This window comes from Alishewanella tabrizica (assembly GCF_014652375.1).
In the GTDB taxonomy this organism is placed as follows: domain Bacteria; phylum Pseudomonadota; class Gammaproteobacteria; order Enterobacterales; family Alteromonadaceae; genus Alishewanella; species Alishewanella tabrizica.
Genome location: NZ_BMYR01000003.1, coordinates 323,778 through 336,467 on the forward strand (window position 1 = coordinate 323,778; position 12,690 = coordinate 336,467).

The 12,690-nt window shown below is 48.5% G+C and carries 9 protein-coding genes; 7 read left to right on the forward strand and 2 right to left on the reverse strand.

What is annotated here, in order from left to right:
• Positions 1–62 precede the first annotated feature (62 nt).
• The 6 genes from IE070_RS05465 (at position 63) to IE070_RS05490 (ending at position 8,684) form a co-directional block, all read left to right on the forward strand.
• Positions 63–494: a hypothetical protein gene (locus IE070_RS05465; RefSeq protein ID WP_189481240.1), complete on the forward strand. Its 432-nt coding sequence runs from the start codon at positions 63–65 to the stop codon at positions 492–494.
• Between the two features lie 71 nt (positions 495–565).
• On the forward strand, positions 566–2,503 hold the full coding sequence (locus IE070_RS05470) for an efflux RND transporter periplasmic adaptor subunit (RefSeq protein WP_189481242.1): 1,938 nt from the start codon (positions 566–568) through the stop codon (positions 2,501–2,503).
• 3 nt (positions 2,504–2,506) lie between these two features.
• Positions 2,507–6,421, forward strand: coding sequence for an efflux RND transporter permease subunit (locus IE070_RS05475; RefSeq protein WP_189481244.1), 3,915 nt, complete (start codon positions 2,507–2,509; stop codon positions 6,419–6,421).
• 434 nt (positions 6,422–6,855) lie between these two features.
• Positions 6,856–6,993 carry a hypothetical protein gene (locus IE070_RS05480; protein WP_189481246.1) on the forward strand — a complete coding sequence of 46 codons (138 nt, stop codon included), beginning with the start codon at positions 6,856–6,858 and terminating at the stop codon, positions 6,991–6,993.
• A 762-nt stretch (positions 6,994–7,755) separates the two neighbouring features.
• A complete protein-coding gene (gene lepB / locus IE070_RS05485; protein WP_229796936.1) occupies positions 7,756–8,364 on the forward strand; it encodes a signal peptidase I in 609 nt (202 codons plus the stop codon).
• A gap of 143 nt (positions 8,365–8,507) precedes the next feature.
• The gene (locus tag IE070_RS05490) at positions 8,508–8,684 is read left to right on the forward strand and encodes a hypothetical protein (protein WP_189481248.1); all 177 of its coding nucleotides are present in this window, start codon (positions 8,508–8,510) and stop codon (positions 8,682–8,684) included.
• A gap of 100 nt (positions 8,685–8,784) precedes the next feature.
• Here IE070_RS05490 and IE070_RS05495 read toward each other — a convergent pair whose 3' ends face one another.
• Positions 8,785–9,870: a DUF3083 family protein gene (locus IE070_RS05495; RefSeq protein WP_189481249.1), complete on the reverse strand. Its 1,086-nt coding sequence runs from the start codon at positions 9,868–9,870 to the stop codon at positions 8,785–8,787.
• Positions 9,871–10,075: 205 nt separating this feature from the next.
• On the opposite strand from IE070_RS05495, the gene IE070_RS05500 reads away from it, so the two are divergent.
• A complete protein-coding gene (locus IE070_RS05500) occupies positions 10,076–10,720 on the forward strand; it encodes a MarC family protein (RefSeq protein ID WP_189481251.1) in 645 nt (214 codons plus the stop codon).
• An 80-nt stretch (positions 10,721–10,800) separates the two neighbouring features.
• Here IE070_RS05500 and IE070_RS05505 read toward each other — a convergent pair whose 3' ends face one another.
• The gene (locus IE070_RS05505; RefSeq protein WP_229796937.1) at positions 10,801–12,309 is read right to left on the reverse strand and encodes a Na+/H+ antiporter NhaC family protein; all 1,509 of its coding nucleotides are present in this window, start codon (positions 12,307–12,309) and stop codon (positions 10,801–10,803) included.
• Positions 12,310–12,690 lie beyond the last annotated feature (381 nt).

A 12,690-nucleotide genomic window follows, 5' to 3' on the forward strand; every position in this document is an offset into this window, starting at 1 on the left:
TGTAACGCCAGAGTCGATAATAATTGTGTTATTGAATTCTTATTTTGGAATAAACACCTTAGATGTTAAGCACTCTGGTAAAGCGCCAAAAAATCTGGACAGTGCCGCTGTTAATCAGCCTGGCATTTTCTTGGTGCTTGTTGCTTTGCCAAAATCTGGCGCAGGCTGCGCCTGCATCAATCGATAGTCTGCAGAGCAGCCAAACAACGACAACACCGTCCTGTCATAGCCAGCAGCCGACTGTACTTGAGCATCAGGTTGAGTCAAAAGGGGAGTTCACACACCTTTTGATAACAGAACATTGCAGTGGATGTGATAATCAAGCTGCAACCCCCGACGCCATTAGCTTAGCCATGGTTGGCCTATTAGTGAGCTGGGCGAGTTTGCCCGACGCTATAATCCCTGCTAGCACTATACCGGTTATTGCCTTAACCACACCGCCACCCCGAACCGCTGTTCCGCTGTATTTAGCAAAAAATCTGCTGTTAATTTAACCCTTTACTTTTCTCTCTCGTTCCGGTGTTGCAGCCGGTCTTTTGGGTTTTGTATAAAGGGTTTCTGTGTTATGCGTAATATTATTTCTGGTTCTATCGCTGCGCCAACGCCAGCGAGCAGTTGGTGTTATCGTCCGCATGTTGCTAGGTTTGCTTTGCTTTGTGCAGTGTTGTTACCACTTAGCGTCGCAGTAACTGCCGCGGCACAGCCGCATGGTCACGATCATGATCACAATCATGGACATAATAATGCGCAGGCGCACGGCCACAACCCTGTGCAGATACAGAATAATGCGGTAAGTCGCGAACAAGCGGATCCGTTGGCAGCATTACAACCCACACAGCAATATACCTGTTCTATGCATCCACAGATCCGGTTTAGTGATCCGAACGAACGCTGCCCGATCTGTGGTATGGCACTGATCCCGGTTGCCGCCGAAGATAATGTTGCCGGTAGTGAACAGCAGGTAGAACTGCGCTTAAGCCCCCGAGCCGCCGCTCTGTTGCAAACCGCAGTGATGCCGGTACGGCAGGCTGCCAGTACTCAGCGCTTCAATTTACCGGGTACGCTAGTGGCCGATCAAAGCCGAGTACAAACGATCAGCGCCTGGACCAATGGTCGCATCGAACAGGCGTATGTTAACCGCACGGCGCAGCAGGTACAGGCCGGTGAGCCGATGCTGGAAATTTTTAGCCCTGAGCTGATTGTGATCCAGCAGGAGCTACTGCAAGCCAAGCAGTTAACGGCGCGCAGCAGTTTGCCTGCTGCCAGTACCCTGGAAGGTGCCCGGCGTCGTTTACGTTTATTGGGGGTGCCAGCCGCGCAAATTGACCAGATCCTGCAGCGTGAGCAGTTACAAGATACGGTGACGCTCAGTGCACCAGTCAGTGGTATTGTCACTGAAAAATTTGTTAACCAAGGTGCTTACGTCAGCACTGGCCAGCCGTTATTTACCGTACTGGCGCTAGATACATTATGGCTGGAGTTAGCCGCCTTTGAATCCCAATTACCTTTGCTTAAAGTCGGGCAGCAGGTAGAGGTGAGTGTGAAAGCCTTGCCGGGCGAGACGCTGAGTGGTCGCATTGAACTGATTGAGCCGCAACTGAATATTGCCAATCGCAACGCCAGGGTAAGGGTATTGTTAGCGAACTCGGATGGCAGATTAAAGCCGGGTATGCTGGCACAAGCCAGTATTCAGGCTGACGTTGCCGAAACATTGTTAGTGCCGGCATCTGCCGTGCTCTTTACCGGCAAACAGTCACTAGTTTATGTCCAACCTGATGCGGCAGAGTCGAACTACGAACCCCGTCAGGTCGAGCTTGGCCTGCGTCTGGGTGAGGAATATCAGTTGCTCTCCGGCGTCACTGCGGGTGAGTTAGTGGTGACGCAGGGCGCGTTCCGACTGGATAGCGAACTGCAAATCCGCGGCCTGCCCAGTATGTTAAACCCAGCTGTTGCTTCAGGCCACACCGAAAGCATCGGCTCAGCACATCACCACAATACGAATGCGACGACTCCGTCGCAACAACAAAATACAGCAGTGATCGCTGCCGACGTTGTGCCAAACCATGATGACTTTGTGGTGCCTGCGGCAGCACAAGGGGTGTTGCTGGAGGCGTATGCGCAAGCTTACGAGGCATTGGTGGCTGACGATCTGGCCGGCTGGCAGCAGGCAACCTTGTCTATGCAGCAAGCGGTGGCGGCGGTTGACTGGCCAGATCGGTTTCCCCGGGTACTCAGTGCGTTAAAGGCTGGCGCCGAAGATATTCAGGCAGTGACTGAGCTTGCAGAGGCGAGGGCACTGTTCTACCGGCATAACCTCGGTTTATTGCGCTTTGCTGAGTTGGGCGTATTGGCTGACGGCTGGTATGAAGCCTATTGCCCGATGGCACGCGATGGCGAAGGGGCCAGTTGGTTACAACGCGAGGCTGCGCTGCGCAACCCCTATTTTGGCGCCATGATGTTGCGCTGTGGCGATATTGTGCGCCGTTTCGGGGCGGAGGGCTAAGGTATGACGACTCCCTTGCAACCGGAACCGGGACAAACTGAGCCTAGTCAGGGCTTCGCGCGTTTTATTGCACTGCTATTACAGCAAAAGCTGCTGGTGTTTGTTGCCTGCATCATCCTACTGGTCATTGGGATCGGCGTCGCGCCCTTTGGTTGGCAGCACTCTCTGCCACTTAAGCCGGTGGCGGTTGATGCTATCCCTAATCTGGGTGAAAACCAGCAAATTGTATTTGCCGATTGGCCGGGCCGTTCGCCGCAGGATGTGGAAGATCAGCTGACCTATCCACTGAGTAGCGCTCTGATGGGCGTGCCGGGGGTGAAAGATGTGCGCTCCTTATCGATGTTTGGCTTTAGCAGCATAGCGCTGATTTTTGAGGACAATATCGAGTTTTACTGGGCCAGATCGCGCATTCTGGAAAAGCTAGCCAGTTTACCGGCTGATACCTTACCGCCCGGTGTACAACCGGCGCTGGGGCCGGATGCGACCGGCCTGGGGCAAATTTTCTGGTACACGCTGGAAGGGCAGGATCCGCAGGGCAAGCCTGTTGGCGGCTGGCGGTTGGATGAGTTGCGAGCTATTCAAGACTGGTATTTACGCAGTGGTTTGCTCACGGCCGAAGGTATCAGCGAAGTGGCAGCGATCGGCGGCTATCAGCGGGAATATCAAGTAGAAGTTGACGCGAATTTGCTGCGGCTTTTTGAGGTGACACTGGAGCAGGTTACAGCAGCGGTTATGGCGTCGAACCTAGATGTCAGCGCCGGCAGCCGTGAGCTCAATGGTGTTGAATATCTGATCCGCGGCCAGGGGTTTGTTAAACAGCTGGCCGATCTGGAACAAGCCGTCGTCAGGCTGGGACCCGACAATGTGCCGATCCGGGTGCAGGATGTGGCTAAGGTCAACATTGGCCCGGCGCCGCGGCGTGGTGCGCTGGATGTTGCTGGCGCGGAAGCGGTGGGTGCAGTGGTCACGGTGCGCGAGGGCTATAACCCCAGACAGGCCATTGCTAATGTGCAAACCCGCATCAGTGAGCTACGGGCCGGTTTACCGGCAAAAGCCGTCATTAACTGGGCAGAAACCCGCTTAGAACAAGTCAGTGACTTTGCTGCCTTACAGCAATTGCCGCTACCCGGCGTAGAGTTTACTGAGCAAAGCGACAGCGTACAGCAGGCTTGGCGCGAATGGTTACAACAACATCCACAGCAGAGTTGGCCTGACTGGCTAACGCTTAGCAAGATCGAATTGGTGCCGTTCTATGATCGTTCGTTACTGATTGATGAAACGGTCGCCACCCTTGAGACGACGCTGGCGTTACAGCTTTTACTGACCACCTTGGTTGTGCTGGTGGTGTTGTGGCAGTTCAGGGCGGCACTGGCAGTGAGTTTAATGCTGCCCGTGACCGTGCTGGTCAGCTTTATCCTGATGCGTTACTTTCAGGTGGAGGCGAATATTGTTGCCTTAGCCGGGATTGCGATTGCCATTGGTACCATTGTCGATTTGGGCATTATTTTTACCGAGAATCTGCTGCAACAGCGGCAAGCTGCGCTGCAGCAAGAAGACGGAGCACTGCAGCAAGAAGAGAGGTCGCTGCAGACGGAGCAAGGTGCGTCGGAACAGGGGCAGCGTTTTAATGCGGCTTTGGCGATCCAGCAAGCTGGGCGCGAGCTCGGGCCTGCGTTACTCACCGCCATCAGTACGACCGTGATTAGCTTTTTGCCCGTGTTTGCCATGACGGGCGCCGAGGGTAAATTATTTGGCCCGCTGGCCTATACCAAAACCTTTGTTTTGTTAGCCGCAGTGTTACTGGCGGTCACCTTGCTGCCGGTGGTGTTGTACTTGCTTTTTGCGGCAGAGCCGGCGCGGCTTAGGGCACTGCTGGCGCAAAAATGCCATAACCTGCTACCTGCGCGCCTGCAAACCATACCCGCTACGCTGCTACGCCGTGGCCATGGTGTGCTGATGCTAGTGCTGTTATTGACGGTATTGTTTTGGCTATCCCAGCTCTGGCTACCGCTGGGACCGGGTGCTGGCTTCTGGCATAACCTGCTTTTCGTCAGTAGCTTATTATTGCTGGTGCTCTTGGTATTCTGGCTATTCTGGCAGGTGTACCTGCCGCTGTTGCGGCTTTGTCTGCGTTTTAAACTGACGTTTTTGTTGCTGCCGCTGCTGGTGGTGTTAACAGGTCTGTCGGTTTGGTTAGGAGCGGCCAAGGTGATCCCGGGTGTTAACGCCGACAGTCACCTAGCACAGCGTTTTCCGGGGTTAAGTCGCGAATTTATGCCCGCCTTGGATGAAGGGGCTTTTTTACTGATGCCGACGGTGATGCCGCATGCGGCTATCAGTGAAGCACTGAGTATCTTACAACAGCAGGATCAGGCGATTGCTGCTATCCCGGAAGTAAAAACGGTGGTGGGTAAAATTGGTCGGGCCGACAGTGCGCTGGATCCGGCGCCGTTATCGATGATTGAAACGCTGATCCAATATCATAGCGAATATAAAACCGATGCCCTGGGCAAGCGGCTGTATTTTAAATATGACCGGCAAACTGATAGTTTTGTGCGCGACAGTCAGGGTGAACTGATTATTGACCCGCGTGGCCGGCCCTACCGGCAGTGGCGTGAGCATATCAAAAGTCCGGATGATATCTGGCAGGAAATCGTGCAGGCGGCGCAGTTGCCCGGCGTAACCTCGGCACCTAAGCTGCAGCCGATAGAAACCCGTTTACTGATGCTGCAAACCGGCATGCGCGCGGCGATGGGTGTTAAACTGCAGGCGCCAGATTTAGCCACGCTGGAGCTGGTTGCACTGGCGTTTGAGGCAGCATTGCGCGACGCCCCGGCCATTTCGCCACTCACCGTAAATGCCGAACGGGTGGTAGGCCAGCCGTATTTAATTGTCACGCCCAATCGACAGCAAATCGCCCGGCATGGCCTAAGTATGCAACAGGTGCAGCAAAGCTTAAGTACAGCCCTAGCGGGGATGGATGCCGGTCGCACCGTTGAGGGGCGCGAGCGTTATCCTATTCGGGTGCGTTATCAACGTGAACAGCGCGATAGCGTGGAGGCGATAGCACAAGTACTAGTGGCGACGCCCGCCGGCTATAGTGTGCCGTTAATTGAACTGGCAGAGATCCGCTACGAGCGTGGCCCACAGATGATCCGCTCGGAAAACAGCTTTTTAACCGCTTACATTACCTTTGGCGCAGCGCGGGGTATCGCCGATGTCGAAGCGGTCGCACAGGTAGAGGCTTATTTGCAGCAACTGTTGAGTTCCAGTGAGCTGACATTGCCGGCCGGCGTCAGTTATCAGTTTGCCGGCAGTTACCAGCAACAGCAACGTGCTGCGGCGACACTAAGCTGGTTGGTGCCGCTGGCGCTGACCTTGGTGTTTATGTTGCTGTATTTACAGTTTAAACAGGTGAGTACCGCGCTGATGATTTTCAGCAGCATTGCCATTGCCTGGGCTGGCGGCTTTATTGCGCTGGATGCGTTCGCACAACCGGACTTTCTAAATAGCCAGTGGTTTGGTGCCAATCTGCGTGAGTTGTTTAATCTGCAAAGTTATAACCTGAGTATCGCGGTCTGGGTCGGGTTTTTAGCCTTATTCGGTATTGCTATCGACGATGGCATTGTGATGGCGACTTACCTGAAACAGCAATTTGCTGCCCGGCCAGCAAGCAGCCGTGCTGAAGTGCGCGAGTTAGTGTGTGCGGCAGCGGCCAAACGCATTCGCCCCTGTTTAATGACCTCCGCCACCACGATACTAGCACTTTTACCGGTACTCAGCGCCACTGGCCGCGGAGCTGATCTGATGATCCCGATGGCAATACCAACGCTCGGCGGCATGCTGTTTGTGCTACTGAGCGTCTTTATGGTACCGGTGCTCTATGCTGCCCGGGAGGAGTGGCGCTTGCAGCACTGAATAAGGTGTAAGGAGTACGTTAACAAGCGTCACCGCTGTAACCGCCAACTAACAGCGGTTTAATCCGTTAGGGTTCCTTTGTGCCTGTTTACTTTTTAGCTGATGCTGCAATATTAGCAAGAGTCTGTTGGTTTTTTCAGCAAACAGTTTTTAGTTATTTTATTTCTTGGTCTTTTACGCTAAGGCTAAGTGATTGAATTTATTACCCCCCAAAAAAAATCAATTCCAAAATATGCATATTTTTATAGCTAAATAGAATATAACAATCTATTGCGTTCACAAAAATGAGTATGTAGTTTACATCTCATTGTTAAATTTGTTTACTTGTAAACATACCAAGGCTCTATCGAGACTCACAATAGTAGTCGAACACCTGTTAATTAGCGTTTCTAATACTATCTTTTTACACGTTATTGGTATTCGCATGAGGCATTATGAAAAAATTTCTAGGTATTGTAGCTCTTATTTTTATTGCATTGAGTATTCTGTTTTATGTGTTTCAGGCTTTGGCTAATTGGAACTGTGAGCTTGGTATCGCTGCTGTGTCTCCTTTTGGCTATCACTGCAAGTAGTTAGTTAAAGACTTCAATATAAGCGGGCTTAGTTACTGTTGAAATAGACCGCATGACTGTGAAATGTACATATTTTTAGTTTTTTAACTGTGAGAAGCTTCGGTATTTTGTATCAACTTACAAGAAGCAAATGTGGAGGCTAAATGTTTTGGTTAGGAATCCTTGCAATTATAGTAATTACACTGCATGCGACATTACTTTCCGGTGACGTGAGTGTTTTCGTAGACGCACTCTCTATTCTGTGGGTTGTGCTAATGGCAATAAGTATGATGTTTGCTTCTACCTTATTGAAACGGGTTAGGCAGGCTTTTTCTATATTGTTAACTAATGATAAGACGTGCAACGAAGTTCAGTATCGTCAAGCAATACAAGTTTTTTCTGTATTTGGGCGCTCTGCTGTAATGGCCGGGCTTTTTTATCGTTGATTGGGTCGATAGCCTTAGCAAGCCATCTGGCTTCGTTGGATGCAATAGGTAGTGGTTTTGTAATAGCTTGCTTGCCGATTTTCTATGGTTTTTTTGTAAAGTTATTAGCGATGATTGCTGAAGAAAGAGTGCAGTCGTTATCAGTTGAACGTTTATTGAACTAAGGACGATAAACTTGTCGCCGTATAGAAGCCAGTTTTCCGAGCACAGGTCGCACTGGGCCAACAAGCCATTGTGCTTTTTCTTAGTAAATCTGGTTATCTGGATTTCGTATCTTATTACGCTGCGGCTATTTCAACTGGGGGATAGTTACGAGAGCCTGCAAACCTGCTTCTACTTGGGAATATTTTTACTTATCGGACAGGGCGTTATTTTTGTCATACGCAAAAATATTTTGGCTGGTATTGGCTATTATATCTCTGCGATTCTGCTGCTGGTTACCTTCATGGTTACCGGGGCTATCGGTTATGTCCTTGGCAATATATTAGGTTCAGGTTCTGCCTGGCCTTTGCTAACAAAAGGAGATCTGGTTATTGGCCGGAACTTTGCGCTTTCATTTCAGCCTGGTGTGATGGTAAGAGCGGAAATTGATGGTAAGAGTATGATAAAGAGAATTCATGGCGTACCGGGAGATCAGATCACCATCTGCGACGGTTTGGTATACGTTAATGATATTGCCTATCAGCAGGTAAATAATTGGGTGGGTTTTCGATTTGAAAACGCTGCGCAGTGTCAAAGAGAGTACCGTAAGCTGCAACTCGCTGCGGATGAGTATTTTGTGTTAGGGGATAACACTAACCAAAGCCGAGATTCCAGACAATATGGTCCAGTGCCAAAAAGTGTGCTGTATGAAAATTTTCTGTATGCGATACGCGATGATATGACGGTAAGGTATCTAACTGTCGAGTTCGTCGCTCCGGCAGAACACAAAGGTGCAGGACAGTAAACCATGCAACGATAAAGCCGGTTTCCTGTGCTAACAGTCAACGGTTATTGCTTTGTGGTCGCTTGCATTTAATCTTAAAGATTAACTGCAAAGGCCTTTATTACTTGCTCAGCACGACTTATATCCGGCAGTGGAGAAAGTTTATGACACTCAGTTTAAATAGTATTATTTTAAATATTGTTGCAGCTCTATTTTTTGCCGTGTTTTTTTTACTTTTTTCAAGAAAATATAAAACAACAAAAGAAAAAGTGGCTTGTGTTACTACTATGACCTTGTTCTATTTTTTAGCGCTATTACTTAAAGATTATTTTGGCAAGTAACCACCTAAGACGCCATAGTAATTGGCTGTGGCGGCGGCAGGAGATGCTGTAAGCATAGGCCGGCATGCTAACATGTCGGCCTAGTCTGCTATCACAGTCGTTAATTATGATAACTAATATGCTGATGGAAACGCACCGTTAAATCATCGCGCTCTGGTTGCAGATTCACGGATTTCGCAAAGCGGCGCAGCGCGCTTTCTACTTCATTCATAAAACGGCCATAGCCCATATCGGTTTGATCTGCGGGTGTGGCAAAGATCACCAGCTGCATCATTTCTACCAGCTTTTCGCCTTGCAGATCGCTAATAAGTTGGCCACTTTCAATGCTGTGATTAAAACCAAGCATTTGCAGTTCTTTGCCATGGCTGCTTTTATCGAATTGGCTATTGCGCACTAAAGGTAATAAACCATTAGCCAATACGGCTAAATGTTTAAGCTTTTCCTGCTGGCAAGCGCTAACAAACTGATCATAGACATGTTGATACAGTGGTAAGTAAGGGGCATTGCTTTGTAGATCAATCGCGACCTGTTCTTTTAAGCGGCGGCTTAGCGGCAAATTCACAATCACATACGTTAACGCACTGTGCTTGGGTAATTCGCAATTACGAGCTTTATAGCGCGCATCAATTGAGCGTAGTTTAAAGCCGTAGCTTTCTTTATTGCCTTTGGCTTTGGCAAAAAGATCATAAGTAAGGTGCTGGTGATCTCGTACTTTAATCTGTAAGTCGGCCAAGGCTAAACGATTTTTAAATTCGGTAAGTAAAGCCGTCACCTGTTGATGGAAGCTGGCAGCATTAGAGCGCAGTGGCTGCTCGGTGGCTAAAAAGAGTAAGGAGATTTTACGTGCCCGAACTGTGGCATCAAAAAAGCTATGATGCGCTTCATGATAGCTAGGATTGTAGAAAAACAAAATCTGCTCAGCGGTTTGTAATACATAGGCTTCCTGGTGAAAGCGCACTACGGGTGTTTTACCATTAGCAATAAAATGCACATTGCGCAGGCCAAATTGATCGGTTAATTCAAACAGCTTTTGCGCCAAGTCTTGATACAGGGCTTGATAAGGCGCGTCTGATGCAGCAGGAAAGCGGGCGACGAGCTCATCACTGAGGACAAACTCAGCCAACACATATTGATTGTCGCGTGCCACTGCGGGCAAATACACTTTATGTTGCGAACTTACGGGCATAGTAGATTCCTTAAATGATTAAATTGTCAGCAATTGTAGCAAATTTATGACGGGTAAAGTGTACGGGTTACGACAATTTTTATCTTGGGTCAAGGTTTTAACATCGCACTCTTGATACGATGCTATTGTGTTTATGATCACTGCGTATTTATGGTGAAAATAGCGGTAGAATAGCCTGTCTTAACATGGAATAAAGGGAGTAAAGATGTCTGTTACCTTGCTAATTGATTATTGGCTGATTGCGATTACGGCATTATTTGTGGTGGTAAACCCACTGACGACGGCGTTTATTTTTGTATCTTTATTGCCTAACGCGACCACGCAGCAGCGAAAACGTGCGGCGAAACGGTCCACGCTGGTGTCTGCCGGTATTTTTTTAGTGTTTGGCTTATTGGGAAGTTTTATCTTTAAGGTGTTTGGCATCACCTTAGAAGCGTTCCGCATTGCAGGGGGACTCATTTTATTTGGTATCGCCATGAGCATGATGCAAAAAGGCTTAGATGACGGTGAGGAGGCAACCGGTAAAGAGCCCCATCCTGATGGGAAAATTGCCAAAGATGTGTCGATTATCCCGTTAGCGATCCCTTTTATTGCCGGACCAGGCGCTATTGCCACGGTGATGATTTTAACGAGTGAAGCACAATCGTTGTGGCATTTTATTACGGTATTTTTGGCTATTGGTATCACCACCTTTACCTGTTACTTGGCGATGATTTATGCGCATGTCTTGGTGCGTTATTTAGGCGAAACGGGTAAAGAAATTATTACCCGCTTATTTGGCTTAATTTTATCGGTGATCGCGGTGCAGTTTGTGATAAACGGGGTGTTGGATATTTACCGCAGTTTATAAAGAGACGTTCTCATATTGAGGCATTCTTTAAATCAGCTAACGGGGCTTAAACCCCGTTAGCTTGATGACATAATGGCGCCTTAGGCGATAAATACAAACCCAAAGAACGCAATCACGGCAGCGATAAGCGCATACGGGAATTGCGTTAAGGCATGACTCATTAAATCACAGCCCGTTCCTTGTGCTGCTAATACGGTAGAGTCACTGTAAAAACAGGCTTGGCTACCAAAGGAACTCGCTGATAACAATGCACCAATCACCAGTGGGATATTGGCGTCTACTGCGGTAGCTAATGGCATTACAATAGGAATAGAGACGGCAAAAATACCCCAGCTAGAACCTGTTGCAAACGCCAGCAATGCCATTGCTAAAAACACCAATGCGGGTAGCATTTGCGCCGTCATATAAGGTGCTAAATTTTCTATGATAAATAAGGGTAAACCCAACTTATCGCAGACATCCTTAAAAATAAAGGCAGCTATAACCGTACTAATGGCCGGTAACATGGTTTTAAAGCCATTCATCATCACGTCCATCATCTCAGATAATGACATGAGTTTTTGCACACCATAGTAGATTATGGAGAAAACTAAGGCCGCAATAACGCCTTTTAATACATCTGGCTCACTAAGTGAATCACCTAATAACACCGTAAAAACGATCAGAGACAGCATGGGCACCATAAAGTTATGCACTTTACCTTGCTTATTACTGCTTTCAAACTCTTCTTCTATCGAGCTTACAGCATAATCGTCGCTGGTATGATAGGGCATTTCTTCAGAGGCGTGATGCAACATCCGTTTACCATCGCTGGGTTGATCGGCCAGCTCACACTCGATAGGATTCCCTTGCTGAGTTGCTAACTCGGCTTTTTTCATCGGGCCAATATCGGGTAGTAATTTCAACGTAACCAGCATTACCACAATAACGGCTAAAATCGGATAAAGCATATAGGGGATCGCTTCGATATACACGGCGACGCCTTTGCCTTTGTCAGCAATATCGTTATCTTCTAACAAACCACCAAAAAATACCGCCCAAGTTGAAATAGGCACTAATACGCATATAGGGGCTGCGGTAGAATCAACGATATAGGCTAATTTCTGCCGAGACACTTTAAACTTATCCGTGACCCGTTTCATAGCCTCGCCTACCGATAAGGCGTTTAGGTAATCATCAACAAAGATGATACAACCCATTATAAAGGTCATAAACATGGAGGAGCGTGGCCCTTTGGCTTTTTCAGCGCCAAAGCGTCCAAACGCAACAGCTCCGCCCGTGTGAATTAACAGACCTATTAAGGCACCAAAACCACCACAAACTAGAATTAACCAGCCAATGGTTTCGTCCTGCATAACATTTACGGCGATTTCAGAAAAGTTACCTAGCGATTCGCTCGGGCTTAATAACAGTAATCCCGCAACAGCGCCGAGTACCAGCGCCAAGATCGGTCTTTTAAGCCAGATAGCAAAAACAAGTACGACTAAAGGTGGGATTAAACTAAGTGCTGAGGGGGCAGCAAGCGCGGCCGCTTCGGCCGCCGCAGCAACAGGCTCGGCCAAACTCCCTAGGGTTTCATCTGCTGACATGGTTTTTATTCTCGTATAAAAGTCCGGTAAACCGGCAAAAAGTTAACAAAACCGTTGCAGCAGATTTGACAACTCAACGGTGTGAATGTCTACGCGAAAAGCCTTTTATGTTACCTAAGCGGTATACTAAAAAACGGGCGTAGTGCTTGCCTGTTCTTTACTCAGGCAAACGGTTGCATCATAGCAAAAAAACGCGTTTTCACAATTGAATTTATTAACAAAAAACCCGTAATTAGCCGACTAATGACGGGGTGTCGATACGTAAAGGCTGTGACTTTCTCGGATCAGGTAAAACACGCGCGACTTAGCGCTAACAAACGTCTATGGACTCCCCCTCCATTGCAAGCACAAAGTGATCAAATTTGGCGGTGAATGACTGCA

Excerpts from the sequence above, each read along its gene's own strand:
- IE070_RS05475 (WP_189481244.1), top strand. The coding sequence starts at position 2,507 with ATGACGACTCCCTTGCAACCGGAACCGGGACAAACTGAGCCTAGTCAG.
- IE070_RS05505 (WP_229796937.1), bottom strand. The coding sequence starts at position 12,309 with ATGTCAGCAGATGAAACCCTAGGGAGTTTGGCCGAGCCTGTTGCTGCG.
- IE070_RS05480 (WP_189481246.1), top strand. The coding sequence starts at position 6,856 with ATGAAAAAATTTCTAGGTATTGTAGCTCTTATTTTTATTGCATTGAGT.
- IE070_RS05490 (WP_189481248.1), top strand. The coding sequence starts at position 8,508 with ATGACACTCAGTTTAAATAGTATTATTTTAAATATTGTTGCAGCTCTA.
- IE070_RS05465 (WP_189481240.1), top strand. The coding sequence starts at position 63 with ATGTTAAGCACTCTGGTAAAGCGCCAAAAAATCTGGACAGTGCCGCTG.
- IE070_RS05495 (WP_189481249.1), bottom strand. The coding sequence starts at position 9,870 with ATGCCCGTAAGTTCGCAACATAAAGTGTATTTGCCCGCAGTGGCACGC.
- IE070_RS05470 (WP_189481242.1), top strand. The coding sequence starts at position 566 with ATGCGTAATATTATTTCTGGTTCTATCGCTGCGCCAACGCCAGCGAGC.
- IE070_RS05500 (WP_189481251.1), top strand. The coding sequence starts at position 10,076 with ATGTCTGTTACCTTGCTAATTGATTATTGGCTGATTGCGATTACGGCA.